This window comes from Planifilum fulgidum, from assembly GCF_900113175.1.
Lineage (GTDB): Bacteria > Bacillota > Bacilli > Thermoactinomycetales > DSM-44946 > Planifilum > Planifilum fulgidum.
The window spans coordinates 150,722-177,166 of the sequence record NZ_FOOK01000002.1 but is presented as its reverse complement, the minus strand read 5'-3'; the positions used below and the strand labels follow the sequence as shown (position 1 = coordinate 177,166).

Below are 26,445 nucleotides of genomic sequence, written 5' to 3'. Positions count from 1 at the left end.
AAAGCGGTGAAGAATTCGGCGGATGAACGGAGTTTCCTTCCGCCGGAGCGGGTGGAGCGGTTTCGCCAAGACCCCTTTGCCCGGCGGATGGGTTTTGAACTGGTCGAGGCGGGCCCGGGGTATGCACGGGTCGCCGTGGATTTGACGGAGGATCTTTTCAATTTCGCCGGGACGCCCCACGGCGGTTTGCTGTTCAGCTTGGCCGATTATGCCTTCGCCGTGGCCAGCAATTCCCACGGACGGGTCTCCCTGGCCACCCATGTATCCGTTCAGTTTCTGGCGGCGGCCGAGGCGGGGGAGAGATTGTACGCCGAAGCGAAGGAAAGCCATTTGACCCGTCGGGCGGGCTTTTACGACATGACCGTTACCACGGAAACGGGCCGGGTGGTGGCCCGGTGCCTCGGCGTGGTGCATCGGACCGGCCGTCTTCTGGACGGCGGTCCGGCGGATGGGGAGAAGATTTGAAAAAGCCCGGAACCAACAGGTTCCGGGCTTTTTGCGCGCCTCCGGGGGGTCAGGGACCCTCAAGGATGCCAGCTGGAACGAACGTCGACCGGGTATCGGACGGTTCACCGCGGATCGCGCGGGAATTCGTTCGGCAGCCGCCTTCAAGAGGGATTGCCTTTCCCGGCGGCTTCAGACCCCAGGGAAACTCAACCCTGCAGGGCGTTCCATTTTTTCATCAGGCGGGATTTTTGGCGGGCCGCCTTATTTTTATGGATCAGACCCTTGGTTACGGCTTTGTCCAGCTTTTTGGTCGCTTCGCGGAGCAGGGGAAGCGCTTTTTCCTTGTCCTGCTGTTCAACGGCTGCCAGGTATTTCTTTATCGCCGTTTTCAGGGCGGATTTTTGGGCAGCCCGGAGGCGGCGACGCTTTTCATTCGTCTTGGCCCGCTTGATCGCCGATTTGATGTTGGGCATTGTTTCACCTCCCGGATCGATCAGGTGCGTCCTGGTTGAGCAACATTCATGATTTTAGCACGGAGGCCGTGAAAAAGCAAGAAACAGGAATAAACTGTCCCGCGGAAAGGCAACAATGGGGAATAATCGGAAATAAAAGGGGATGAAGTCGGGGATGAAGTGGGAGGACGGAAAGCGATTCGCGGAGAAAAAGGAAGTCCACGCGGCTCCTTTCCAGGTGAGGACGGACCTGGCCCGGGAGGCGCACGATCTGGCCCGCGAGAAGCGGACCGACGGAAGCGCCGTTCCCGGCGTGCGCATTGAGGAGGACGAGGACCGCGGCATCCGCGTCAGCTGGATCTGGGTGGAAAACGATGAGGGTTCCCGCGAGCTGGGAAAGAAGCCGGGGACCTATTTGACCCTGGAAGTCCCCGGCCTCCGAAGCAAGGACTCCAAATTGCAACACCGGGTGGCCGTCCGTTTCGCCGAGGAGTTCGGCCGCTTTCTGAAGGAGACGGGCGTCTCCGACGACGCCAAAGTGCTGATTGTCGGCCTGGGAAACTGGAATGTGACGGCCGACGCTCTGGGCCCCTTCGTCGTCAAACATATCATGGTGACCCGCCACCTGTTCGAGCTGATGCCGGAGCAGGTGGAGGAAGGGTATCGCCCGGTCAGCGCCGTCTCCCCGGGGGTGCTGGGGATCACCGGGATCGAGACAAGTGAGATTGTCCACGGAATCGTGGAAAAGACCCGGCCCGACCTGGTCATCGCCATCGATTCCCTGGCTTCCCGTTCGTTGACCCGGGTGAACACCACCATCCAGGTGGCGGATTCCGGAATCAATCCCGGATCGGGGGTGGGCAATCGAAGAAAGGCGCTGACGAAGGAAACCCTGGGGGTTCCGGTGATCGCCGTGGGCGTTCCCACGGTGGTCGATGCGGTCACCATCGTCCACGACACCCTCAATCTGGCGTTGGCCTATTTGAAGCGGGAGATGGGAAAGGAGAAGTCCGGCCATCCGTTGGATCCCGTCAATCTCCCGGATTTGCGCGAGTTGGAGGAGCAAGAGATCACGCAGGAGATGAGGAGCCGGTTCCTCGGTTTGATCGGAGGGCTCTCCCCCGAAGAGAAGCGGCAGTTGATCCACGAGGTGTTGACCCCTCTGGGACAGAACCTGATCGTCACTCCCAAGGAGGTGGACGCCTTCGTGGCGGACATCGGCAAAGTCGTGGCCGATGGTCTCAATTGCGCCCTGCATGAGGCGGTGACCATAGAAAACGTATCGGCTCACACCGCCGGGTGAAAGGATTCGGCGGTGTGAGCCGGCGGAAAGCGGGGAAAAATCCGGGCTTTCGTTCTATCATTCTCTCTCCTCACATATACCTGTGATGAGACAAGCTCACGGGGAGGGGGAGAGGGATGTACCGCGTTCGGCACCGGTTTGCCGCAGTGAACATGTCGGGTCCCCGCGTTCGGCAGATGTTCGTGTTCCTTCTCCTGGGCACGGCGATCATCTTCATTTTCACCGGATTTTTCGCCATGATGCGGGCGAAGGTGAGCTCCCGTTCATCGGATATCGGCCGATTCACCGCCGGGTTGTCCGCCGAGACGATGGTGGGCGTTTTGGCCCGGGAGATTCCCTATTTGAAAAGCAGCGTTTCGATTCCGCAAAAGGACGGCGTGGTGTCCCGGTTGACCTTTGAGCTGGCGACGAGCGTCGACCCCCGGGATCCCCGGACTTTTCTCGGCCGCGAGTTGCCCGGTTTCGCCCTCTTTGACACGGAAATCGTCGTCGCCGGGCAAGGGGTGGATTACACGGATATCCCGGTGGAGTCCGCCCCCCCTCCCGACCTGGAAGAACAACTGACCCAGGATCGCAAGCCGGCGAAGCCGGAGGATGTGAAGGAGCCGGGGGATGCGAAGGAGGAGAAACCGGCCGGCGGAGGGGACATTGCGAAGACCAAGCGGGTGTTCATCTATCACACCCACTCCACCGAGTCCTATTTGCCGGAACTTTCGGGAGTCAACTCCCCCGAGCGGGCCTATGACAACCGAAAAAACATCGTGATGGTCGGCAAACGGCTGGGCGAAGAGCTGGAGAAGATGGGCATCGGCGCCGAGGTGTACACGAAGCCGTTTCAGGCGAAGTGGAACCGCCTCTATCAGGCGTCGCGGAAAACGGTGGTCGAGGCCATGAAGCAAAACGCCGATTTGGAGTATTTCATCGATGTGCACCGGGACTCCAAGCGGAGGAACAAAACCACTCGCCACATCAACGGAAAGCCCTATGCGACGATCGCCTTTGTGGTCGGCACCGCCAACGACAACTGGGAGGAAAACGAAAAATTTGCCCGCGAGGTGCACAACAAACTGGAAGAACTGTATCCGGGATTGTCCAAAGGGGTGTTCCGCAAGAGCCGGGCCCAGGGAAACGGAGAGTACAACCAATCCCTTTCCCCGCGAAGCCTTTTGGTTGAGATCGGCGGGGTGGACAACACCTTCGAGGAGGCGTACAGGTCGGCGGAAGCCCTGGCCAGGGCCATCGCCGAGATCCATTTTGAGGCGACGCCCGTCGATGCCAGGCCCCGGAATCCCTGACTTCCCCGGAATGGCAGTTTTTTGAGGCAGGTGGGAAAAAGTGCGTCTTTTTCTGCAAGTGACCGCATTGACGATGATGCTGCTTGTGGGAATCTTTCTGGGGATCGACTCTGCGGAGCGCAACATCCAGAAGATGGAGGGGACGCAGGGAGCTCCCCGGGCGATTCACATCACCCCGGAAAACGGGCGCGTGGAAATCGCCGTGCTGGGGCAGGTGTATGATGCCGAAACCCCCGCCGCTTCCCCGGAAGCAAAGCAGGTGAAGGAAGAGATCCGGGAGGCTGCCGCATCGGGGAAAAATCTGCTCGGTCAGGTGGGCAACCAGGTGGGTCACGGGATACGTCTCGGGACGCGAAAGGCCCTGGAAATGGTGGTCGGTTGGCTGGAGCCGGGCAAGTGACCGCCGGGCTCACGCGGCGGCCGGGGGTGAAATCCCCCGGCCGCGCTGCGTTTGGGGCGGGCTTTTTTTGGGTGAGGAGAAGGGCCATTTCACACCGTCCGTTCATATCACGCAGACTTCAAGGGGGCACTCTTCACAACGGGCTTCATTTCTCAACCGCTCCAGGTCGTGGATCACCAAATGTCCGTGATCGAGGGAAATGACGCGCTCGGATTTCAGCCGGCACAAAACGCGGTTGACGCTTTCGCGGGTTGCGCCGATCAGGTGGGCCAGTTCCTGGTTGGTGAGGCGGAGGGAAATGCGGATGCCGCGGTCGGTGGGTTGTCCGTAGCTGTTGGCGAGCCGGATCAGAATGGAGCAGAGGGCGCCGGGTTTTCCGTAGAGGACGATGTCGCGGAGGATGGTTTGCATGATCCGCTGTTCCAGGGCCATCCATTGCATAAAGGCGAAGGACAGGGAGGGGTACTGCACCAATAGGGCGTCCAGATCGTTTTTGTGGATGACCCCCAACAGGGTGTCCGTAAAGGCGACGGCGTTGTGCCCGTAGGTTTGGACGGAGTCGGACAGGAGATCGACCAGTCCGATCAGGTCGCCGCCGCCCTTGAGGCCAAAGGTGATTTCCTGCCCGTCGGAGGTGGTCTTCATCGTTTTGACGCATCCCTGTTCGATGTAATAAAGAAACTCCGCCGGATCCTCGGCTTGGAAGATCGGAGAACCGGCCTGAACTTTTTTCCACACCATGTGATCCTTGAGGCGCTGGAGCTGATCCGGCGACAAGAAGCGGGTCAGCCGGTCGGAACGGATATTGCAGCAGGTTGTCGCCATGATCCATCCCCCTTTTCGGATGGGAACGTTCAGTCCTTCACTTACTATTGTAAAGAATCCAAGGGGACGCGGCATCGAAAAATAGAACGATTATGGAAAGATTTTGTTAAAAATGTGTGGCATCGCCATGCCCCGAAAAGGGGATCGGCCGTCTCAGAGAAAACTCCGGACGGCCGATCTTTTTTCGGAGGTTTTCAGGAAATTTCCTCGTCGGTCAAGTAACAGGCGGGATCTTCCGCCCACAGATCGCGGTGGACGGCCAGGGCGCGGGCCCGCAAATTGCCGTTGCAGATATCCAAAAAACGGCACCGGGAGCAGCGCCCTTTCAGGAGCGGTTTGCGGTCCCGCAGGGCGGTGAGGACGGGGTGGGTTTCATCGTTCCAAATCTCGGAAAAGGGGCGCTCGCGCACATTGCCCAGGGTGATCGACTGCGTGAACTGGTCGGGATGCACGTTGCCTAAAGGATCGATGTTGGCGATGGCGATTCCCGAGCGGTTGCCGCCGTTGTTGCGCAGTTTTTCCAGGACGATTTCCGCTTTTTCGGGATTTTTCCGTTTGACGCGGAGATAGAGATAGGGCGCGTTGGTGTGATTGTCCACGGTGAGAATCTCCTTGACGATTCCCCTCCGCGCGAAATCTTCCACCTTGTCAAAGATGAAGTCCAGGATCCGGCGCGTTTCTTCGTGGGAGACGTCGTATTGGACGCTGGCGCGGCCCGAATAGACGAGGTGATAAAAACAGGCCCGCTGGATTCCTTCCTTTTCCATCAGGTCGAAAATGGCGGGAACCTGGTCTGCGTTGTGCCGGTTGATCGTAAAGCGCAAGCCCACTTTCTGACCTTGACGCAGACAATTCCGGATGCCCCGCAGGGCTCCGTCGAAGGCTCCCTTTTTGCCGCGGAACCGGTCGTGAATTTCGCCCACGCCGTCGAGGCTGATGCCCACGTAGCCGACTCCGATTTCGCGGATCCGGCGGGCCACCTCTTCGGTGATCAGGGTGCCGTTGGTGGAAAGGGTGACGCGGATTCCCTTGGAGACGGCATAACGGGCCAGATCCAGAAGATCGGGCCGGGCAAAGGGCTCACCCCCCGAGAACAGAATGACCGGCACGCGGGCCTCCGCGAGGTCGTCGATGACCCGCATCGCCTCTTCGGTGGAGAGTTCCCCGGCGTATTTTTTGTTTTCCGATTGCGAGTAGCAGTGGACGCAGCGGAGGTTGCAGGTGCGGGTGACATTCCAGACGACCACGGGTCCGGCTCCCTTGTGCGTGCCCGAGCGGTGGCCGACGGAGCGGCGGGTGTAGCGAAGCGAGTCGCCATAAGAAGAAACATCCGTAAGCAGATGAGAAACGGCCAACATGTTGTATCCCTCCGAACCGAGATCATTCCGACTTAATATTGATCATAGCGGTGATTTGGGGCGAAGGGTGTGATAATTGTCACAATCCGGACCGGTCGGGGCCTGAAGGAGCGCGCCGGGGTCCGCCGTTTGGCCGCGAAATTCCTTGCACAAGGGCATATTGGGACCTTCGAGGTCCAAATTATGAAGTTTCGGTGAAAGCGGATCTGTTTGTGAAAAAGATCACACTTTCGGAAAAGGGCCGGTGGTATGTTTAATGACAGAAACACGTGGAGGTGGAAGCGATGGAAGCGCAAGTCGATCGGCGGGAACCGGATCGCAAAGACTCCCCGGAAAAGGAGCCCTCCCTGAAGGGCACGCTGACCGGTGTGTTGTTCATCGGCGGATTCATTCTGGTCACGTGGTTTTCAATCTTTTTTCTTTTCCTGAGCCGAAATTGAGAAGGAGGATGAAGGATGCACCTTCACCGGTATGAACGGATCTGGCTGATCATCGGCGGAGCCACCCTTGTCATATTTCTTTCTGTTGTCGGTGTGCAGGCCTTTGCCACGGACGCCCATCCGCCGGGCAGCTTGGTCACGGTGGATCCGAAGACGGTCACCCAGGAGGCGCCCTTCAACAAGCCTTCCCTGACACAGGTGGGTCCGAAGGAATACAAGGCCGTCATGGTGGCGCGGATGTTCACCTTTCAACCCGGAACGATGGAGATTCCGGTGGGATCCACCGTTCATTTCCAAATCACTTCGCCCGATGTGGTACACGGTTTTGAGATTGCGGGGACCAACGTCAACATGATGGTGATCCCCGGACATATCAACCGGGCGACCTACACCTTCAATCATCCCGGGGAATACCTGATCGTCTGCAACGAGTACTGCGGCACGGGCCATCAGGTGATGGCAGGAAAAGTTGTCGTCAAATGATGAAACTCTGAGAAAAGGAGTGCGTTTCCCATGGAAAAGGCACAATCGGGAGCGGCGGGATTTCGATTTCAACCGAAGGATTCCCGATTGATTCTCGCGCATATGGCCGTCGCCTTCACCGCCATCTTTCTCGGCGCCATCGCCGGACTGCTTCAGGGACTGGTCCGGGGCGGCGTCATCGATCTGGGGCCGGTGAATTATTATCAACTGTTGACCGCCCACGGCGTTTTGATGGCCCTGGTGTTTACCACCTTCTTCATCGTAGGCTATTTGTACTCGGGACTTGTCCGCACCTGCGGCGGAACGCTGACGGAATTCAGCCGCCGCCTGGGCTGGATCGGGTTCTGGCTGATGACGGTGGGAACCGCCATCGCGGCATTCCTCATCATCGCCAATAAGGCCACCGTTTTGTACACCTTTTACGCGCCGATGAAAGCGTCTCCCTTCTTCTACATCGGTCTCGCCCTGGTGGTGGTGGGCAGCTGGATCGGCGCCTGGGCCGTCTTTGCCCAATACCGCTGGTGGAAGAAGGAACACAAGGGGAAACTGTCGCCGCTGTTCGCCTTTATGGCCGTGGCCACCATGGGCCTCTGGCTGATCGCCACCCTCGGCGTGGCCCTCGAGGTGCTGTTGCAGCTCATCCCCTGGTCCTTCGGCTGGGTGGACACGATCAATGTGGTGCTGAGCCGCACGCTGTTCTGGTACTTCGGCCATCCCTTGGTTTATTTCTGGCTGATGCCGGCCTACATCGTGTGGTACGTCAACATTCCCAAAATCATCGGCGGGAAAATCTTCAGCGATGCCCTGGCCCGGCTTGCCTTCATCATGTTCCTTCTCCTGTCGACGCCCGTCGGTTTCCACCATCAGTTGACCGAGCCGGGAATCGCGTCGGGGTGGAAATTCCTCCAGGTGGCCCTCACCTTCTCGGTGGCGATTCCGTCGCTGATGACCGCCTTTGCCGTCCTGGCCACCTTTGAAAGCGCCGGACGGGCCCGCGGCGCCAAGGGGCTTTTCGGATGGATCCGCATGCTTCCCTGGAAGGACGTCCGCTTCGTCGCTCCCCTTGTCGGGATGCTGAGTTTCATCCCCGGCGGAGCGGGAGGACTCGTCAACACCAGTTATCAGCTCAACCAGGTGGTTCACAACACCCTGTGGGTGGTGGGACACTTCCACCTGACGGTCGGAACGGTTGTGATCCTGACCTTCTTCGGGGTCAGCTACTGGCTGATTCCCGCCTTGACGGGCCGAAAGCTGACTGCCGGACTCAACAAGCTGGGATTGGTGCAGACGGGGCTTTGGGCCCTCGGCATGTTGATCATGTCCGGTGCGATGCACGCGGCCGGCCTGTTGGGCACCCCGCGCCGTACCGCCTTCACCACCTACGGTGATGATCCGATCGCCCTCGGCTGGCTCACCTATCAACAGGTGATGGCGATCGGTGGCGTATTCCTGTTCATCTCTGCTATGCTTATGGTGTGGATCGTGATCCGCCTCGCTTTCTTCGCGCCCCGCACCGAGGAAGGCGTCGACTATCCCATCGGCGAGGTGGCGGAAGAGGCGGCTTCCACTCCGGCGATACTGGAACGCTGGCCGCTGTGGGTGACGGTGGCGATCTGCCTGATTCTGGTCGCCTACACCATTCCCATCGCCCACCTGATCCAGTATGCGCCGCCCGGATCTCCGCCGTTCCAACCCTATTGATCCGGGTCTGTCCGAAATTCAAACTGGAGGGATGGAGTTGAGGAATCGGAGGATCATGCAAAAGGCAGCGGCAATGCTCGGTTGTCTGGCTCTGTTGTTCATGGTGGGGTGCGGTTCCCAGTCCGACAATTCCGGAACCGCGGATTCCGGATCCCAACAACCTGCGGAACAGCCGGCGGACTCCGGAAGCGAGTCGCAGGACAAAGCCGCGGAAAATGTCGCCTATGACCAGGAAAAAGCAAAAGCCGCCTACCAGCAGTCCTGTGTCGGGTGTCACGGGCAGAATCTGGAGGGGGGCGTCGGTCCGGCCCTGAAGGGAACGGGACTGAGCGAGGATGAAATCCTCAATGTGATCGAGAACGGAAGAGGACAAATGCCCGGCGGCTTGATCAGCGGGGAGGATGCCAAGAATCTGGCCGCCTGGCTGGCCGATCAATGAGATTTTGACAGGATGATGAAGGAAGCGTTTTTCCTTCAAACCCCTCGGGAAAACTGGTAAAATGGTCAAGGACGGGGTTGCGCCGGGTGTCGGCGCAACCCCTATCCGGTTGATCACCCCTCAGAGGATGTGAGACCATGAGCGAAGCGGTGAAAACCTACGAGGGCTGGTATGCCTATCACGATTTTCGCAAGATCGATTGGACCCGGTGGAAATCCCTTTCCCCCGAGAAAAGGGACGAAGCGATCCGGGAGCTGGTGGAAGTCCTCCGGGAATTCGCGTCGGTCGAGGAGAGCCGCGGCGGCAGCTTCGGCCAATATGCCGTCCTCGGCCACAAGGCGGATCTTTTGTTCATCCATTTTCGCCCCACCCTCGAGGCGCTGAACGAGGTGAAGTGGCGGTTTGACAAAACGGCCTTTGCCGATGTGACGTCCGCCCCCACTTCCTTCATCTCGGTCGTCGAACTCAGCGCGTATACCGTTCCCCCGGGGACCGATCCCATGAGCGATCCCGCTTTCCGGGAGCGGCTTCAGCCGAGCATGCCGAAGGCGAAATATGTCTGCTTCTATCCCATGAACAAGCGCCGGAACCTGAGCGACAACTGGTACATGCTCCCGATGGAGGAGCGGCGGAAAATGATGAAAAGCCACGGGATGATCGGCCGTTCCTATGCGGGAAAGGTGCGTCAGATCGTCACCGGTTCCATCGGCCTGGACGATTGGGAGTGGGGGGTTTCCCTCTTTGCCGACGATCCCCTTCATTTCAAAAAGATCGTTACGGAAATGCGGTTTGATGAAGTCAGTGCCCGGTTCGGGGAGTTCGGTCCCTTCTACATCGGTGCCCGCTTGACCGAAGAGGGGCTGGTTTCCCTGCTGAAGGAACAGGTGAAGGGCTGAAGCGTGGGTTTCGATGCCCGGCGGTTTTTCCGCCGGGTTTTGTTTTTTGCATTGCGCCTTCACCTTGACGGAAAGAGCACCTGATTCAAAAGTTCTCATTATTGTAAACATTCCCCAAGCCGATTGCGGGAATCAAAGGGGCAGGGGCGAAGATCACCGGAGCTGGAAGGAGGGAGTTTGCGTGCTCTGAATGGAAGACGAAAGATTTGTCCTTTCTTGTTTGGATGCCGGGATGGCGACCCGGATGTTTCTCGGTCAAGGGAGGCTTGAGACTCGTGGGTGGCAAGGAGAAGGGGCGCGGCGAAGGGATCTCCCGCCGCCGGTTTCTCACTTTCACTCTGGGAGGAACGGGGGCGTTTCTCGCATCCGTCGCCTTGTATCCGATGGTCCGTTTTTCCGCCGATCCCTCCCTGAAGCGGGAGGAGGAGAGGGCGTCCTTCGTCGACGTCGGTCCCGTCGATCAATTCGATGAAACCTATAAATTGGTCCGGTTTTTCGTCAAGAGGAAGGACGGCTGGCACCATCCCGAAAAGGGAGTGGAAAGGACCGCCTGGGTTCGGAGGAGCGCCACCGGCGAGATCCTCGCCCTTTCACCGGTCTGCAAGCACCTGAATTGCACGGTGAAGTGGCAGGGGAACCCCCGCTACAAAAACGAGTTTTACTGTCCGTGCCACGGCGGCCGGTACGACGAGAACGGGGTGAACATCCCCGGCACGCCGCCGGCGGCTCCTCTGGACAGGTACGAGACGAAGGTGGAAAACGGCAGGCTTTACCTGGGAAACATCGTGCCGCGAAGGAAGGGGTAGTCGGCGTTTGGCGCCTTTCGGCGGCGTTGTGACACGCATCCGGCTTGTTGAAGGGGGTTCCGCCCGGGGTGCGGCGCAGGCTCCGGGCGGTTCCCCTTTGTTCTCCCGGCGATGCGGCGGAAACTGCGGAAGATCGGAGCGCAACACAGGGAAACAGCCTGTTTCAATCGTAAAAACTTCTTCAGGGATACACCACGCACGATCTTACTGCCTGCGGAGGTGGGTGAAGAAGCATGCTGACGGTTCGGGAATTCACTTTGCAGGATGTCGAGGCGGCGGCCGAACTGATGGCGCACTTGGGCTATCCGGCTTCCGCCGGGTCCATGATCCGCCGGATGGAGCGCATCTGTTCCGATCCCGGGTATCGCACCTGGGTGGCCGAATATCAAGGGAGGGTTGTCGGTCTGGTCGGGGCGCGCCGGGTGATCCTTTACGAAAGCGATCACATCGCCGTTCAAATCGCCGCGCTGGTCACCGATCCGCGGTACAGGGGGAGGGGGATCGGAAGGGCCCTTTTGGGACAAGCGGAAACATGGGCCGAACAAGCGGGGGCCGCTCAAATTTATCTGACCAGCGGCAATCGTCCCGAACGGCGCGAAGCGCACCGGTTTTACAAGCGGGCGGGGTATGAGATCACCGGATTCCGATTTTCGAAAAGCTTGGGACAAAAGTAGCCCCCTTTCCGGGTTTCACGGGATCCCTTTTTCGGGAGGAGATCCCCGAAAGCGGGCGCTTTTCGTTCTGCATCCTTCGCGGCTGGAAAAACCGACATCGAAGCGGAAGGTCAAAAAATTGGGTCTAAGAGCCCGCCTGTGGCCTGTGCCCCTTCTTATTGAAGGGCTGCGCCGGATCCGATATACTAAATTAATGCGTTTTTCCCGCCGTCGATTTTGTCCGTGTGCAGGCGGTTTGAAACAGCTATAATATTTATATGTGCCAACGCCGGAGGATCCGGTATGATATAAAACAGCAGGGTCCCATCGAGGCGCAAAGGGGGAGGCGCCCCCTGAAAATAAATAAGGAAGGTTTCGATCCCCCGCGGCACTCCTTTGGCGGCGCGCGGCATGAGGCGCGGCCGGCGGGAACCCCCCGGTGAGCGGGAAAGAGGACAGCCCGGATGGGAAGGGTTCTTCGATGGAAGGGCCGGGCCTGCGGGGCGGCGCCTTCCTCGGGAAGCCGGATCGTGAGAATGGAACGGACGGGGCGGAAGTCGGCGGAGTCGAAACCGCGGGGATGACGGCGCCTCCTGGGGAAGGCGGTTCCCGCCGGGCCGGGCGAGCGAGGCCGGGATGCTTCCGGTCCTGCCCGGTTGGGTTTTCGGGCCGCGGTTCCATATCCCATATCCGAAAGGAGGCGAAGGCCTGGTCGAAAGACCGGTCTGCTTGGAGCACGGCTCAAGCGGATTTTTTGAACCAGGGAAGGATATGGACGTTCGGAAACGGCAGCAATTGATTCGCAATTTTTCCATTATCGCACACATCGACCACGGCAAATCCACTTTGGCCGACCGGATCCTGGAGCATACCGGGGCCCTGTCGGAGAGGGAGCGGGTTGACCAGTTCCTCGACCAGATGGATTTGGAACGGGAGCGGGGAATCACCATCAAGCTGCAGTCGGTCCGCCTCAAATACCGGGCGAAGGACGGGAAGGAGTATATCCTGAACCTGATCGACACCCCCGGACACGTGGATTTCACCTACGAGGTTTCCCGCAGCTTGGCCGCATGCGAAGGCGCCCTCCTGGTGGTGGACGCCGCCCAGGGGGTGGAGGCCCAGACCCTGGCCAACGTTTATCTCGCGCTGGAGAACAACCTGGAAATCATCCCGGTGATCAACAAGATCGATCTGCCCAGCGCCGATCCGGACCGGGTCAAGCGGGAAATCGAGGAGGTCATCGGGCTGGACGCTGGCGATGCGGTGCTGGCATCGGCCAAGGAAGGCATCGGCGTGGAGGAGATTTTGGAGCGAATCGTCCGGGACGTGCCTCCTCCTTCCGGCGATCCCGAGGCGCCGCTCCGGGCGCTCATCTTTGATTCGGTCTACGATTCCTACCGTGGTGTGATCACCTATATCCGGGTGGTGGACGGCACCATCAAGAAAGGGATGAAGATCCGGATGATGTCCACCGGGAAAACCTTCGAAGTGACGGAGGTGGGCTCCTTCACCCCCCGGCCCGTCGTGATGGATGCGTTGTCCGCCGGCGAGGTGGGATTTGTCGTGGCCGGGATCAAAAACGTGAAGGATACCCGGGTGGGGGACACGATCACCGACGCCCAGCGGCCCGCCGGGGAGCCCCTGCCGGGTTACCGGCGGGTGAATCCCATGGTGTACTGCGGCATGTATCCGGTGGACTCGTCGGATTACGACGATTTGAAGGAGGCCCTGGAAAAGCTGGAGCTGAACGATGCCTCCCTCCACTATGAACCGGAAACTTCCACCGCCCTGGGTTTCGGTTTTCGCTGCGGTTTTTTGGGCCTGTTGCACATGGAGATCATCCAGGAGAGAATCGAGCGGGAATTCAACATTCCGCTGATCACCACCGCGCCCAGCGTGGTTTACAAGGTATACCTGACCAACGGGGAAGTGAAGGAGATCGACAATCCCACCCACATGCCCCCCCAGCAGAAGATCGATCACATCGAGGAGCCGTATGTCCGGGCTTCCATCATGGTGCCGAACGATTACGTGGGGGCCGTGATGGAGCTGTGCCAGTCCAAACGGGGGGAGTATGTCGACATGCAATATCTGGACACCAACCGCGTCAATCTCGTATACGAGCTGCCCCTGTCGGAGATCATCTACGATTTCTTCGACCAGCTCAAATCCGGGACGCGCGGTTACGCTTCCCTCGATTACGAGCTGATCGGATACAGGGCTTCCCAACTGGTCAAGATGGATATCCTGCTGAACGGGGAGCCGGTGGACGCCCTCTCCTTCATCGTCCACCGGGACAAGGCGTATCATCGGGGCCGACAGCTGGTGGAGCGGCTGAAGGAGCTGATTCCCCGTCAAATGTTCGAGGTGCCCGTTCAGGCGGCCATCGGCAACCGGGTGATCGCCCGGGAGACGATCAAGGCGATGCGGAAAAACGTCCTGGCCAAATGTTACGGCGGAGATGTCAGCCGGAAGCGGAAGCTGTTGGAGAAACAAAAGGAAGGAAAGAAACGGATGAAGGCCGTCGGCAGCGTGGAGGTGCCCCAGGAAGCCTTCATGGCGGTGTTGAAGCTGGACGACTCCGGCAAGAAATGAGGCATGCCCCGGTGGCAGAAGGAGGGAAGGAAGGGAGCCGATGCCCCCTGAAGCGGTCTATATTCACATCCCCTTTTGCACCAACAAATGCCATTACTGCGACTTCACCGCCTACGTGGTGAAGGGGCAGCCGGTGGACGAATACCTGTCGGCGCTGGAAAAGGAGATGGAGATGTGGGTGCGGAAGGTTCCCCCCGGACGAATCCGATCCGTCTTTCTGGGCGGGGGAACCCCGACGGTGCTGACACCGTCCCAGATGGAGAGGCTGCTTTCGGCGGTCCGGCGCTTCTTTCCGGAGTGGTCCGGCGATCTGGAGTTCACGGCGGAAGCCAATCCCGGCACGACGGGGCCCGATCTGTTGCGCGTCATGCGGGAGGGCGGGGTGAACCGGCTCAGCCTCGGCGTGCAGACCTTTCGGCCGGATTTGCTCGTGCGGATCGGTCGGATTCACACGGTGGAGGATGTGTTTCGCAGCGTGGAGCAGGCCAGAGCCGCCGGGTTCGACAATCTCTCCTTCGACCTGATCTTCGGGCTGCCGGACCAGCGGGTGGAGGACATGGAAAGGTCCCTGGAGCAGGCCCTCGCCCTGAAGCCGGATCATTTGTCCGTCTACAGCCTCAAGGTGGAAGAGAACACGCTTTTTCACCTGCTGTATGAGCGTGGCCGGCTGCCCCTTCCCTCCGAGGACGACGAACTGGCCATGTATCAGTTGACGCGGCGCCGCCTGGCCGAAGCGGGGTTTGTCCACTACGAAATCAGCAATTTCGCCCTCCCCGGCCGGGAAAGCCGCCACAACCGCACCTACTGGCTGAACGAGGAATACTACGGGCTGGGGGCGGGAGCCCACGGCTACGTGGACGGGTGGCGCCACGCCAATGTGCGCGGCATCCGCGAATACATCCGGCGCTGCCGGGACGGGCGCCTTCCGGTGGCGGAACGGAACCCGGTGCCTAAGGCGGAGGCGATGGAGAACGAGATGATCCTCGGGCTCCGGCTGCTTCAGGGGGTGGACCCTTCCCGTTTCCACAGGCGGTTTGGACGAAGGGTGGAGGAGATTTTCGGCAAGGTGCTGACGTCCCTGTTTGAAAGGGGGCTTCTGACGGAAAGGGACGGGCGCCTGGCCCTCACCGAACGGGGTCTTCTCTTCGGAAACGAGGTGTTCGCCGCCTTTGTGGGAGAGGCGGAACAAGCCTGCGGATAAGATTGACATCGCCTTTTCCTTCTGGTACTTTTAAATTGTGTATTTTTAGCACTCGAGGGCTTGGAGTGCTAACAAGGAGGTGGGGCAGATGTTGACCGAGCGGCAGGAAAAAATCCTCCAGGCCGTCGTGGATGATTACATTCTGACCGCGGAACCCGTCGGTTCGAGGACGGTTTCGAAGCGGAAAGGGGTGGGTTACAGCGCCGCCACGATCCGCAACGAGATGGCCGACCTGGAGGAGATGGGTTATCTGGAACAGCCGCACACATCTGCCGGCCGTATTCCTTCCCACAAAGGCTACCGTTATTATGTGGATCATCTCCTTCCGCCTTTTCGACCGCGGACGTCGGACATTCGGATGCTCAAGCGCCTTTTCACCCTTCAGATGGACGAATTGGAGCAGGTGTTTCAGGAAACGGCTTCGATATTATCCAAACTGACTCAATATACCACCGTCATTCTCGGACCCAAGGTGAACGAGGATAAGTTGCGCCATCTGCAAGTGGTGCCGCTGTCGGAAAAAAATGCGGTCGTGGTCGTCGTCACCGACGCGGGCCACGTGGAAAAGAGGAGGTTTACCATACCGGAGGGGATTTCCCTCTCTTCGATCGAGAAACTGGTCAACCTGCTGAACCACCGGCTGAAGGGACTTCCTCTCGTTCAGCTGAAGCAGACGGTTCATCGGGAGCTGATGGATGAGCTGTCGCGGTATGTGGATCAGTACGAATACCTCATGGACATGATCGACGAGATGCTCCAGCGGGAGCAGGAAGAACGCATCTATTTCAGCGGTACGACCAACATTCTCAATCAGCCGGAATTTCGCGACGTGGAGAAAGTGAAACGGCTGTTCGACCTTTTTGATCAGACCGACGTGGTCCTCCAGCTGTTCGGGTCGACGGACAGCGGGGTCCAGGTTCGGATCGGGAAGGAGAACCGCTGTGAGGCGGTCGACAACTGCAGCATCGTTTCGGCATCCTACACGGTCAACGGACGATCCGTCGGAACCATCAGCGTATTGGGACCTACCCGGATGAACTACAAAAGGGTGATCAGTCTTCTTGAAATGTTGGCCATAGACTTCTCCGACCATCTGCGCCGGTTGTTCGGGTAGGCCCGTTCCGGCATTGGTGGGGATTGAACGGATATTGGATCGGGGGTTCGAAGGAGCCCCCTATCCCTATGTCACAATAGAGAGGAGCCGCATCCATGGAGCGTCAAAAGGAATTCACCGGATCCGACAAGGGAGATTCCCGCCTGAGCGCCCTCCAAACCAACACCAGTGCTGTTCGGGCCATTGCCTCAGCGGTGGAGGGAACGCTTGGCCCCAAGGGACTTGACACCATGCTGGTGGACAACCGGGGGGAAGTGATCGTCACCAACGACGGCGTCACCATTCTGGACCGCATGGAAGTGAAGCATCCCGCCGCCCGCATGCTGGTCAACGTGGCCAAAGCCCAGCAGGAAGAGATGGGGGACGGGACGACGACGGCCACCCTGCTTGCGGCCGCATTGGTGGAGGAAGGGGCCAAGCAGGTTTTCCGGGGTGTGCCGGTGGCGAAAGTGATCGCCGGAATCGGCAAAGGCGTCCGTTTCGCCCTGCAGAAAATGCAGGAGATCGCCCGTCCCATCTGGGAGCTGGATGACGAATGGCTCCAGCGGATTGCTTTCACCGCCGGCCGGGAAAACGAGGACATCTCGGAATTGGTCATTGAAGCGGCACAGATGGTCGGCCGGGAAAAGCTGATGGAGAAGAACTTCAAACTCTGCGACTGCGTGGTGGCCCATCCGCGGGCTGAAAGCGAAGTGTTCGCGGGAATCCTGATCAACAAAGGGCGGATGAACCTGCAGATGCCGGCGTACAAGCATGATGTCCGCGTGCTTGCGGTGGGGGACGCCCTGGAGCCGGAGCCGGTGGACGAGGAAGCGCTCGCCACGGAGGCCGGCTTTGCGCGGCAGATGGAGTTGAAGGACGAGTTCCTTCAAGTCATTGAAAAGTTGATACAGATGGACATCGGATTGATCGTTGTCGATCGCGGCGTCGACCCGGTGGCGGAAGAGATGTTGGCCGATGCCGGGGTGATGGTGATCCAGCGGGTCCACCACCGGGATCTCGTCAAGGTGGCGGAGCACACCGGCGCCCGGATCGTCAAGCGTTCCGCTCTGCGGAAAACGCCGGAGGAGTTGGAGGCGGCGATCGGGCACTGCGAAGAAGTGGAGGACCACGAGCCCTATCAGCGGATCCGGGTGAGCGGCGGTCGAGGCAAGCCCTTTGCCACCATTCTGGTGGGCGCTTCCACCGAGGAAGTGGTGGGAGAGCGGGAACGCATCTGCAAGGATGCCGCTTCCGCCGTGCAGGCTGCCGTCCGCGGCGGTTTTCTTCCCGGAGGCGGCGCCGCCGAACTGGCGCTGGCCCGGGAAGTGGAAAAATACCGCGATTCGGTCCAGGGCATGGAACGGTTCGGAGTGGCCGCCGTGGCCGAGGCTCTGCACCGCCCGATGGCTCAAGTGGTGGCGAATGCCGGTTTCAATCCCCTCGAAAAGGTGGAGGCCGTGAAGGCGCTCCAGTTGAAGCGGCAGTCCGATTCCCTCGGGATCGATTGTGATCGGGGAAATGTGGCCGACATGATCGAAATGGGCGTTGTCGATCCGGTGCCCGTCAAGTATCACGCCCTTCAGGCGGCAGGCGAAGTGAGCACTGCAATCCTTCGGATTCATACCATTGTTAAGATGCGGGATCTGCCCGAGTTGACCGAGTAGGAGGTGACCGGCGTGAACGGAGGAAAGGATGAGCTGGCATCCGAGGAGGCTGCGGAAACTTCCCGGTCCATGACTGAGAATGAACAGGCGGACCGTCAGCCGAATCCGGAAAGCGCTGATGCCGCGGCGGAGGAATCCCCGAAACGGGGGGATTCCTGTGAGCAGCTGGAGAAAGAAGTGGAAAAATGGAAGCAAAAGTCCGAGGAACATTACGAGATGTTCCTCCGGGCGCGGGCCGATCTGGAAAACTACCGCCGGCGCGCCCGCAAAGAGCTGGAGGATACGGCCCGCTACGGGGCGGCTCCCTTGGCGGAGGCGCTCTTGCCGGTGCTTGACAACCTGGAGCGGGCTTTGGACGCCGGACGGAATTCGGGGGACGGGGAAGCCTTATATCAGGGCGTGGAAATGGTTTACCGTCAGCTGCTCAATGTGTTGGCCGAAGCGGGAGTGACCCCGATCGAAGCGGTGGGCAAGCCCTTTGATCCCCATTTGCACAACGCCGTCATGCAGACGGAGAGTGACGAATACGAACCCGGCACAGTGGTGGAAGAGCTTCAGCGGGGGTACCGGTTCAAGGACCGCGTCCTCCGGCCCACGATGGTGAAAGTGTCCAAATAAAGACAGATAAAGAAACGGAAACAGCATCTCCGGCAAAAGGGGGTATTTCTTCGATGGGCAAAGTGGTCGGAATCGATTTGGGAACCACCAACTCATGCGTCGCTTTCATGGAAGGGGATGAAGCCGTCGTCATTCCCAATGCGGAGGGGGGGCGCACCACTCCCTCCGTCGTTGGTTTTTCGAAAAGCGGTGAGCGCCTTGTCGGGGAAGCCGCCAAGCGGCAGGCCATCACCAACCCGGAGAAGACGATCATTTCGATCAAGCGGCACATGGGCACCAATCACAAGGTGAAAATTGACGGGAAGGAGTATACGCCCCAGGAAATCTCCGCCATGATCCTGCAGAAGCTGAAGGCGGACGCAGAGGCGTACCTGGGCGAAAAGGTGACCCAGGCCGTGATCACGGTTCCCGCTTACTTCAACGACAGCCAGCGGCAGGCGACCAAGGACGCCGGCCGGATCGCCGGCCTGGAAGTGCTGCGAATCATCAACGAGCCCACCGCTGCCGCCCTCGCCTACGGACTGGATAAGGAGGAAGATCAGACCATCCTGGTGTTCGACCTGGGCGGCGGAACCTTTGACGTGTCCATTTTGGAGATCGGGGACGGCCTGTTTGAAGTGAAGGCCACCAGCGGAAACAATAAGCTGGGAGGGGACGATTTCGACCAGGCGATCATCGATTACCTGGTGGAGGAATTCAAAAAAGAACACGGCATCGACCTGACCGGCGACAAGATGGCGATGCAGCGGCTCAAGGACGCGGCGGAGAAGGCGAAAAAGGACCTTTCCGGCGTGTTGAGCACCACCATCTCCCTTCCTTTCCTCGCGGCCGACGAGACCGGTCCGAAACACCTGGAAGTGACCCTGACCCGGGCCAAATTCAACGAACTGACGGCCCACCTGGTGGAAAAGACGATGGAGCCGACCCGTCAGGCCCTGAAGGATGCGGGATTGGAGCCGAGCCAGATCGACAAGGTGATCCTCGTCGGCGGTTCGACCCGGATTCCGGCGGTTCAGGAAGCGATCAAGAACCTGATCGGCAAAGAGCCGAGCAAAGGGGTCAACCCCGATGAAGTGGTGGCCATGGGCGCGGCCATTCAGGCCGGCGTGCTCTCCGGCGAAGTGAAGGATGTGGTCCTGCTCGACGTCACGCCCCTTTCCCTGGGAATTGAAACCCTCGGCGGGGTGTTCACCAAGCTGATCGAACGGAACACCACCATTCCGACCGAGAAGACGCAGATTTTCTCCACGGCGGCGGACAACCAGACGGTGGTGGACATCCACGTCCTGCAGGGCGAGCGGCCGATGGCCAAGGACAACAAGTCCCTCGGCCGGTTCCAGCTGCACGGCATTCCGCCGGCTCCCCGCGGCGTTCCCCAGATCGAGGTGACCTTCAAGATCGACGCCAACGGGATCGTCAATGTGTCGGCCAAGGATAAGGCGACGGGCAAAAGCCAGGCGATCACCATTCAGTCCTCCAGCGGCCTGTCCGAGGAAGAGATCCAGCGCATGATCAAGGAAGCCGAGGAACACGCCGAAGAGGACCGCAAAAAGAAAGAAGAGGCGGAGGCGCGCAACCGGGCGGATCAGCTGATGTTTACCGCCGACAAAACCCTTAAGGATCTGGGCGACAAGGTGGAGCAGGCGGACAAGGACAAGGTGAACGAAGCCAAGGAGAAGGTGAAAAAAGCCCTTGAGGGCAAGGATGTCGAGGAAATCAAAAAGGCTTCGGATGAGCTGGAACAGGCGGTTCAGCAATTGGCGGTGAAGATGTATCAGCAGCAGGCCGCCCAGCAGGCCCAGACGGCCGGATCGGATGCCGGCGCCCAATCCAAGGAGGACAAGGATAACGTCGTGGATGCCGAATACGAAGTGGTGGATGATAAAAAAGAAGAGGAGAAATAACCTTTCCTTTTCCTGAGACAAAGCCGGGGAAGCTTTCCGGCTGCCTTTTTCATATGTTCACCCCGAAGATGACGGGTGAATAATTCAATCAGCAGAGGGACCACATGAAGCCCTTGCCGGCCGTGCGGGGAAGAGGCGCCTTTTCTTCGGCTCTCCATCAGACCCGAGTGCCATGGCCTGCATGAAAAGGAGGTGACCCGGTGAGCAAGCGCGACTATTACGAAGTGCTGGGCGTGAGTCGGAACGCTTCCGCCGAAGAGATCCGCAAGGCATATCGGAAGCTGGCCCGCAAATACCACCCGGATGTGAACAAGGCGCCGGACGCCGAGGAAAAATTTAAAGAGGTGAAAGAAGCCTACGAGGTCCTCAGCGATCCGCAAAAAAGGTCCAACTATGATCGGTTCGGCCATGCGGATCCCGGTGAGGCCGCCGGGGCGGGAAGCGGCTTCGGCGGATTTGGCGGAGCGGGTGCCGACTTCAGTTTCGGCGACATCTTCGACATGTTTTTCGGCGGGGGACGGAGAAATCCCCACGCCCCCCGGCAGGGCGCCGACCTGGAATTCCACATGGAATTGGAGTTTAAGGATGCCGTTTTCGGCAAAGAAACGGACATCTACATTCCCCGGACCGAAACTTGCTCCACCTGCGGAGGCAACGGTGCCAAACCCGGCACCCAACCGGAGCGCTGTCCGCTCTGCCGCGGGACCGGTCAGGCGGAAACCGTGCAAAACACGCCCTTCGGACGCATCGTTAACCGCCGGATCTGTCAACAGTGCGGCGGTCAGGGGCGGATCATCCGGGAAAAATGCCCCACCTGCGGGGGATCCGGAAAGCAGAAGCGCAGGAGGAAGATTCACATCAAAATTCCCCCGGGGATTCACGACGGCGCTCAACTGCGCGTCAGCGGTGAAGGCGAACCGGGAATCAACGGGGGACCTCCGGGGGACTTGTATATCCACATTCGCGTAAAACCCCATGAATTCTTCAGACGGGAAGGGGACGACATCGTCTGTGTCCTGCCGATCACCTTCGTGCAGGCCGCCCTTGGCGATGAAGTGGTGGTTCCCACCCTCGACGGGCGGGCGAAATTGAAAATTCCGGCCGGAACGCAGACCGGAACGGAGTTCCGCCTGCGGGGGAAGGGGGTTCCCCGGCTTCGCGGATACGGCCAAGGAGACCAGCGCGTCAAGGTGCGCGTGGTGACTCCGACCCGTCTCAGCGAGAAGCAAAAGGAAGTGTTGCGGGAGTTCGGCCGGCTGAGCGGGGATTACATCCGGGAACAGTCCGAGGAAACCTTTTTCAACAAGATGAAGAAGGCCTTTATGGGGGAATGAATTTCCGCAAGCGAAAATCCGCTGGAGAAATAGATCACCCATTGTCTTCGCGGGCTTCGGGGCCCGCGTTTTTCTTGGGGGTGTCGGTGTGAATTGGTTGGAGATTCGCGTCCATACGAGCTCGGAAGCGGTGGAGGCGGTCAGTTCCATCCTCATGGAATTGGGAGCCGGAGGAACCGTGATCGATGATCCGGAAGTGCTCACCCGTTCCTGGGACGGTCCCTTCGGTGAAATCGCCGGGCTAAACCCCCGGGACTATCCGGAAGAGGGCGTGGTGGTGAGGGGTTACTTTCCCGAATCGACGCCGGAAGGAATGCTTGCGGGACGCGTCCGGGACCGGCTGGCCAAGCTTCCGGACTTCGGTCTGGACCCGGGGCCGGCGGAGGTGTCCTGCCGGATCGTCTCGGAGGAGTCCTGGGAGCACGCCTGGAAAAAGTACTATAAGCCCGTTCGCGTGACGGAGCGACTGATCGTGTGCCCCGTGTGGGAGAAGGCCGACCCCGGACAGAGCGGGACGGTGATCCGCCTGGATCCGGGGATGGCCTTCGGCACGGGAACCCATGCCACCACGCAAATGTGCCTCCGCCTGCTGGAAAAGCACCTGCGCCCGGGGGATCGGGTGATCGATGTCGGTTGCGGCAGCGGCATTCTGAGCATCGCCGCCGCCAAACTGGGGGCCGGATCCGTGCTGGCCGTCGATCTGGATGAGGTGGCGGTCCGGAAGACGCGGGAAAACGCCGGACTCAACGGCGTGCAGGATCGGGTTTCCGTCCGGACGGGGGACCTGCTTGAAGGGGTGACGGAAGAGGCGGATCTGATTCTGGCCAATCTGTTGGCTCCCATCATTCTGCGCCTCGCCCGGGACCTTTGCCGGGTGCTCCGGCCGGGCGGCCGGCTGATCGCCTCGGGAATCGTTTCCGACCAGATTCGAAGCGTGCAAAAAGCCCTGGAGGATGCGGGTTTGGAGACGGTGGAAACGATTGGCGAGGGGGACTGGGTGGCGCTGGCGGCCAAAAGGTGATAAAATATACCTTCAGCATGAAAATCGATCCGACAGGTCCGGTCGCTTGTGGAAGGAGCACGGGGATGCAGCGGTACTTTATCTCACCGGATCAGGTTCAGGGGGAGCAGTTTGTCATCCGCGGAGACGATGTGCATCACATCCGGCGCGTCATGCGCTTTCGTCCCGGCGATCAACTGATCGCCTGCGACGGCGAGGGGACGGATTACCTCGGCGAGTTGACGGAGGAAATCGGGAATGAGGTGATCTGCCGCATCCTCCGGCGGGAACCTTCGGCGGGAGAGCCCGGTCTTCAGGTCACGCTGGCCCAGTCTCTGCCCAAGGGAGACAAATGGGAGTGGGTGTTGCAAAAGGGAACGGAACTGGGCGCCTCCTCTTTCCTGCCCTTCACCTCCCGTCGAACCGTGGTGAAATGGGACCGGGTCAAGGCCGAAAAGCGCCGGGTCCGTTGGAAGCGGATCCTCAAGGAGGCGGCCGAGCAATCCCACCGCGGGCGCATTCCCACGGTTTCCCCGGTGACCGACTGGAACGGGTTGCTCGAGGCGATCGCGAGGGCGGAGTTGGCGCTCATCGCCTACGAGGGCGGCGGTGAGCCCTTGTCCGCTGCCCTGGCGAGGAAAAGCTTCTCCCGCCTCCTCCTGATTGTCGGACCGGAGGGGGGATGGGAGGAGGAGGAAGTCCGCCAGGCCCGGGAAGCCGGGGCGGTCCCCGTCAGTCTGGGATCGCGGATCCTGCGGACGGAGACGGCGGCGGTGGCGATGCTCGCCTGCGCGATGTTTGCAAACGGTGAAATGGGAGGTGAAACCCTGTGAACACGGTGGCTTTTCACACCTTGGGCTGCAAGGTGAACGCATACGAGACGGAAGCCATTTGGCAGTTGTTCAAGCGGGCCGGTTATCAGCGGGTGGACTTTGACAGGAAGGCGGATGTTTACGTCATCAACACCTGCACGGTGACCAACACCGGCGACAAAAAGAGCCGTCAGGTGATCCGCCGGGCGATCCGCCGCAATCCGGACGCCGTCATCGTCGTCACCGGATGTTATGCCCAGACCTCGCCGGCGGAAGTGATGGCCATCCCCGGGGTCGATATCGTCTTGGGCACCCAGGGTCGGGAACGTCTGCTGGAATACGTGGAACAGTACCAGCGGGAACGGCAACCGATCAATGCGGTGAAAAACATCATGAAAACGCGGGAGTTCGAGGAGTTGGACGTTCCCGCCTTTTCCGACCGGACGAGGGCGTCCCTCAAGATCCAGGAAGGCTGCAACAATTTCTGCACCTTCTGCATCATTCCCTGGGCCCGGGGGCTTCTCAGGAGCCGCAAGCCGGAAAATGTGTTGAAACAGGCGCGCCAGCTGGTGGAGGCCGGATACAAGGAGATCGTCCTGACCGGAATCCACACCGGCGGTTACGGCGAAGACCTGGAAGACTACAGCCTCGCCGATCTGCTGTGGGATCTGGACAAGATCGACGGGCTGAAGCGGATCCGGATCAGTTCCATCGAGGCGAGCCAGATCGACGAGCGGATCCTGGAAGTGTTGAATGCGTCGGACAAAATGTGCCGCCATCTGCACATTCCCCTGCAGGCGGGGGACGATGAGGTGCTGAAGCGGATGCGGCGCAAATACACGGTGGACGAATACCGGAAGAAAATCGAGCGGATCCGCGAAGCGATGCCGCAGGTGGCCATCACCACCGACGTGATTGTCGGCTTCCCGGGCGAGACCGACGAGCAGTTCGAGAACACCTACCGGTTGATCGAGGAGCTCCGGTTTGCCGAACTGCACGTGTTCCCCTATTCCAAACGGACGGGAACCCCCGCCGCCCGGATGGAAAACCAGGTACCCGAACCGGTGAAGCAGGAGCGGGTCAAAAGGCTGATCCGGCTTTCCGAACGCCTTTCCCTGGAATACGCCCGCCGGTTTGTCGGCGACGTGTTGGACGTGATTCCGGAACGACCCTACAAGGAAGAACCGGGAAGCGGTCTGTATGTGGGTTACTCCGACAATTACCTGCAGCTGGTCTTCCCCGGCAATGAGCAGTTGGTGGGCAAGGTGTGCCGCGTCCGCCTGGACGAACCCGGCCCGGAGGTTTGCCGCGGCACCTTCGTCCGCGTCCTGGATGACGCCCCCCGGACCGAGGCCGTTTGAAGAGCGATCCGGGAAATCGCCCGGTCCGGCGACAAAGGATCGAGGGGAGGCGTCTTAACGCTTGGAGGCGGCGGAACCTCTTCCTGCTGCCGGATTTTGGGCTTTGTCAGCCGTCACGGCGATCCGAAAGGATCGCTTTTTTTTATCTTGCCCCTTTTCCGGTCTGCGCTTTTGGGGGATGGATGCCGAATGACGGTGCCGGTTGACCCGCTTGTGACGGATGCTTGAAACCGGCTGCAACCATTTCGCCGCTTTTTCGCTATAATGGGCCCGTGGCCGCATGTGACCGGCGTCAAATGCGATTCCGTACAAAGGAGAGATGCCCAATGATTCGTGAATTGACCCGAAGGGAAGAGTGGGTTGAAGCCTTTCCGCTCTTGAAGGAACTGCGGACCCATCTGGATCTGGACACCTATCTGTCCCTGCTGGAGGAGATGCGCCCGCGGGGTTACCGGCTGTTCGCCCTGGAGGAAAGCGGTCGGATGCTGGCCCTGGCCGGCGTGGCGGTGATGGTCAATCTGTACAATGGCCGGCATCTTTTCATTTACGACCTGGTCACGAAGGAGGAAGAGCGGTCCAAGGGATACGGGGCCAAGCTTCTCCGATACCTGGAGGACTTCGCCCGGGCCCAGGGCTGTCGTCTGGTGGAGCTGACCTCGGGGGTCCGGCGGAAGGAGGCCCACCGTTTCTACGAGGAGAAGATGGGTTATACGAGAAACAGCTGGGTGTTCAGAAAGCGGCTTTCCCCTGAGGGGAAGGAGGAGGGAGTGAAATGAGTGGGGTTTGAGCAGGTGTCAACCTTGCCCGATGGGCGAAGGCTGGTCCTTCGGGAGGCCGTTTTGGAGGATGCGGAGGAAATGATTGTCTTTGTTCAGAAAACCCTTGGCGAGTCCGATTACCTGCTTTTCGAACCGGGAGAGTTTCGCCCGTCAGTGGGCGAACAGCGCCAATTGCTGGAACAGTGCGCCCGATCCGACACCCATTTGTATTTGATCGCCGAGGTGGACGGAGAGATGGCCGGCATGCTTCATTTTCAGCCGGGGAAACGGAAGCGCAATGCCCATGCCGGCGAATTCGGCATCAGCGTCCGCAAAAAGTACTGGGGGATGTCGATCGGAAGACAGTTGCTCCAAGCCTTGCTTCAATGGGCCCGGCAAACCGGGAAGATCCGGAAGATCAACCTGCGGGTCCGGACGGACAACGAACGGGCCATTCGCCTGTACCGTTCGGTCGGCTTCAAGGTGGAGGGAACCATCTCGAGGGAATTTTGCATCGACGGTCGGTTTTACGACGCTCACTGGATGGGAATCGAGTTGGACTGAATCCCGAATGAAGGGGCTTTCCCCCGCGCAGGATACCCCT

General features: G+C 59.8%; 26 protein-coding genes. 23 read left to right on the top strand and 3 right to left on the bottom strand.

Annotated features, from left to right (window positions below; genetic code table 11):
* Positions 1-6 precede the first annotated feature (6 nt).
* On the top strand, positions 7-465 hold the full coding sequence (locus BM063_RS01875; RefSeq protein ID WP_177198926.1) for a PaaI family thioesterase: 459 nt from the start codon (positions 7-9) through the stop codon (positions 463-465).
* A 188-nt stretch (positions 466-653) separates the two neighbouring features.
* Here BM063_RS01875 and rpsT read toward each other — a convergent pair whose 3' ends face one another.
* The gene (gene rpsT, locus BM063_RS01870) at positions 654-920 is read right to left on the bottom strand and encodes a 30S ribosomal protein S20 (protein ID WP_092035613.1); all 267 of its coding nucleotides are present in this window, start codon (positions 918-920) and stop codon (positions 654-656) included.
* Positions 921-1,074: 154 nt separating this feature from the next.
* On the opposite strand from rpsT, the gene gpr reads away from it, so the two are divergent.
* The 3 genes from gpr (at position 1,075) to BM063_RS01855 (ending at position 3,897) form a co-directional block, all read left to right on the top strand.
* Positions 1,075-2,202: a GPR endopeptidase gene (gene gpr, locus BM063_RS01865; RefSeq protein WP_092035656.1), complete on the top strand. Its 1,128-nt coding sequence runs from the start codon at positions 1,075-1,077 to the stop codon at positions 2,200-2,202.
* A 116-nt stretch (positions 2,203-2,318) separates the two neighbouring features.
* Positions 2,319-3,497 (top strand): stage II sporulation protein P, encoded by a 1,179-nt coding sequence (gene spoIIP / locus BM063_RS01860; protein WP_092035612.1) that lies wholly within the window; start codon positions 2,319-2,321, stop codon positions 3,495-3,497.
* Between the two features lie 40 nt (positions 3,498-3,537).
* Positions 3,538-3,897 carry a DUF3679 domain-containing protein gene (locus BM063_RS01855; protein ID WP_092035611.1) on the top strand — a complete coding sequence of 120 codons (360 nt, stop codon included), beginning with the start codon at positions 3,538-3,540 and terminating at the stop codon, positions 3,895-3,897.
* A 102-nt stretch (positions 3,898-3,999) separates the two neighbouring features.
* Here BM063_RS01855 and BM063_RS01850 read toward each other — a convergent pair whose 3' ends face one another.
* Together BM063_RS01850 and BM063_RS01845 are read right to left on the bottom strand one after the other, a co-directional pair.
* Entirely contained in the window at positions 4,000-4,722 is a 723-nt protein-coding gene (locus BM063_RS01850; RefSeq protein ID WP_177198925.1) for a Crp/Fnr family transcriptional regulator, read from the bottom strand.
* Positions 4,723-4,916: 194 nt separating this feature from the next.
* Positions 4,917-6,080, bottom strand: coding sequence for a radical SAM/SPASM domain-containing protein (locus tag BM063_RS01845; RefSeq protein ID WP_092035609.1), 1,164 nt, complete (start codon positions 6,078-6,080; stop codon positions 4,917-4,919).
* Positions 6,081-6,364: 284 nt separating this feature from the next.
* Here BM063_RS01845 and BM063_RS01840 point away from each other — a divergent pair, with 284 nt between their 5' ends.
* The 19 genes from BM063_RS01840 to BM063_RS01740 all read left to right on the top strand — a co-directional run bounded on the left by BM063_RS01840 (position 6,365) and on the right by BM063_RS01740 (position 26,405).
* Positions 6,365-6,520 carry a cytochrome c oxidase subunit 2A gene (locus BM063_RS01840; RefSeq protein WP_092035655.1) on the top strand — a complete coding sequence of 52 codons (156 nt, stop codon included), beginning with the start codon at positions 6,365-6,367 and terminating at the stop codon, positions 6,518-6,520.
* Between the two features lie 15 nt (positions 6,521-6,535).
* Positions 6,536-7,003 carry a cytochrome c oxidase subunit II gene (locus BM063_RS01835; protein WP_092035608.1) on the top strand — a complete coding sequence of 156 codons (468 nt, stop codon included), beginning with the start codon at positions 6,536-6,538 and terminating at the stop codon, positions 7,001-7,003.
* 30 nt (positions 7,004-7,033) lie between these two features.
* Positions 7,034-8,704, top strand: a complete 1,671-nt coding sequence (locus tag BM063_RS01830; RefSeq protein ID WP_092035607.1) for a b(o/a)3-type cytochrome-c oxidase subunit 1 — start codon at positions 7,034-7,036, stop codon at positions 8,702-8,704.
* Positions 8,705-8,741: 37 nt separating this feature from the next.
* Positions 8,742-9,143 (top strand): c-type cytochrome, encoded by a 402-nt coding sequence (locus BM063_RS01825; RefSeq protein ID WP_245751970.1) that lies wholly within the window; start codon positions 8,742-8,744, stop codon positions 9,141-9,143.
* A gap of 137 nt (positions 9,144-9,280) precedes the next feature.
* Complete coding sequence (hemQ, locus tag BM063_RS01820) at positions 9,281-10,039, top strand: hydrogen peroxide-dependent heme synthase (RefSeq protein ID WP_092035606.1); 759 nt, start codon at positions 9,281-9,283, stop codon at positions 10,037-10,039.
* Between the two features lie 275 nt (positions 10,040-10,314).
* Complete coding sequence (locus BM063_RS01815; protein WP_245751969.1) at positions 10,315-10,845, top strand: Rieske (2Fe-2S) protein; 531 nt, start codon at positions 10,315-10,317, stop codon at positions 10,843-10,845.
* Between the two features lie 233 nt (positions 10,846-11,078).
* Complete coding sequence (locus tag BM063_RS01810; RefSeq protein ID WP_092035605.1) at positions 11,079-11,519, top strand: GNAT family N-acetyltransferase; 441 nt, start codon at positions 11,079-11,081, stop codon at positions 11,517-11,519.
* Positions 11,520-12,269: 750 nt separating this feature from the next.
* On the top strand, positions 12,270-14,093 hold the full coding sequence (lepA, locus tag BM063_RS01795) for a translation elongation factor 4 (protein WP_092035602.1): 1,824 nt from the start codon (positions 12,270-12,272) through the stop codon (positions 14,091-14,093).
* A 40-nt stretch (positions 14,094-14,133) separates the two neighbouring features.
* Positions 14,134-15,294, top strand: a complete 1,161-nt coding sequence (hemW, locus tag BM063_RS01790) for a radical SAM family heme chaperone HemW (protein ID WP_092035601.1) — start codon at positions 14,134-14,136, stop codon at positions 15,292-15,294.
* An 88-nt stretch (positions 15,295-15,382) separates the two neighbouring features.
* Positions 15,383-16,408, top strand: coding sequence for a heat-inducible transcriptional repressor HrcA (hrcA, locus tag BM063_RS01785; protein WP_092035600.1), 1,026 nt, complete (start codon positions 15,383-15,385; stop codon positions 16,406-16,408).
* A gap of 95 nt (positions 16,409-16,503) precedes the next feature.
* Complete coding sequence (locus tag BM063_RS01780; protein ID WP_092035599.1) at positions 16,504-18,054, top strand: TCP-1/cpn60 chaperonin family protein; 1,551 nt, start codon at positions 16,504-16,506, stop codon at positions 18,052-18,054.
* A 12-nt stretch (positions 18,055-18,066) separates the two neighbouring features.
* Positions 18,067-18,672 carry a nucleotide exchange factor GrpE gene (gene grpE / locus BM063_RS01775; RefSeq protein ID WP_245751968.1) on the top strand — a complete coding sequence of 202 codons (606 nt, stop codon included), beginning with the start codon at positions 18,067-18,069 and terminating at the stop codon, positions 18,670-18,672.
* A gap of 53 nt (positions 18,673-18,725) precedes the next feature.
* A complete protein-coding gene (gene dnaK / locus BM063_RS01770) occupies positions 18,726-20,576 on the top strand; it encodes a molecular chaperone DnaK (protein ID WP_092035598.1) in 1,851 nt (616 codons plus the stop codon).
* A 200-nt stretch (positions 20,577-20,776) separates the two neighbouring features.
* Positions 20,777-21,910, top strand: a complete 1,134-nt coding sequence (dnaJ, locus tag BM063_RS01765; RefSeq protein ID WP_092035597.1) for a molecular chaperone DnaJ — start codon at positions 20,777-20,779, stop codon at positions 21,908-21,910.
* Positions 21,911-21,998: 88 nt separating this feature from the next.
* Positions 21,999-22,931: a 50S ribosomal protein L11 methyltransferase gene (gene prmA / locus BM063_RS01760; protein WP_092035596.1), complete on the top strand. Its 933-nt coding sequence runs from the start codon at positions 21,999-22,001 to the stop codon at positions 22,929-22,931.
* 65 nt (positions 22,932-22,996) lie between these two features.
* Positions 22,997-23,743, top strand: a complete 747-nt coding sequence (locus tag BM063_RS01755; RefSeq protein ID WP_092035595.1) for a 16S rRNA (uracil(1498)-N(3))-methyltransferase — start codon at positions 22,997-22,999, stop codon at positions 23,741-23,743.
* Complete coding sequence (mtaB, locus tag BM063_RS01750; RefSeq protein WP_092035594.1) at positions 23,740-25,083, top strand: tRNA (N(6)-L-threonylcarbamoyladenosine(37)-C(2))-methylthiotransferase MtaB; 1,344 nt, start codon at positions 23,740-23,742, stop codon at positions 25,081-25,083. The genes BM063_RS01755 and mtaB overlap by 4 nt, the downstream gene beginning before the upstream one ends.
* A gap of 326 nt (positions 25,084-25,409) precedes the next feature.
* Complete coding sequence (locus BM063_RS01745; protein WP_092035593.1) at positions 25,410-25,859, top strand: GNAT family N-acetyltransferase; 450 nt, start codon at positions 25,410-25,412, stop codon at positions 25,857-25,859.
* A complete protein-coding gene (locus tag BM063_RS01740; protein ID WP_245751967.1) occupies positions 25,860-26,405 on the top strand; it encodes a GNAT family N-acetyltransferase in 546 nt (181 codons plus the stop codon).
* Positions 26,406-26,445 lie beyond the last annotated feature (40 nt).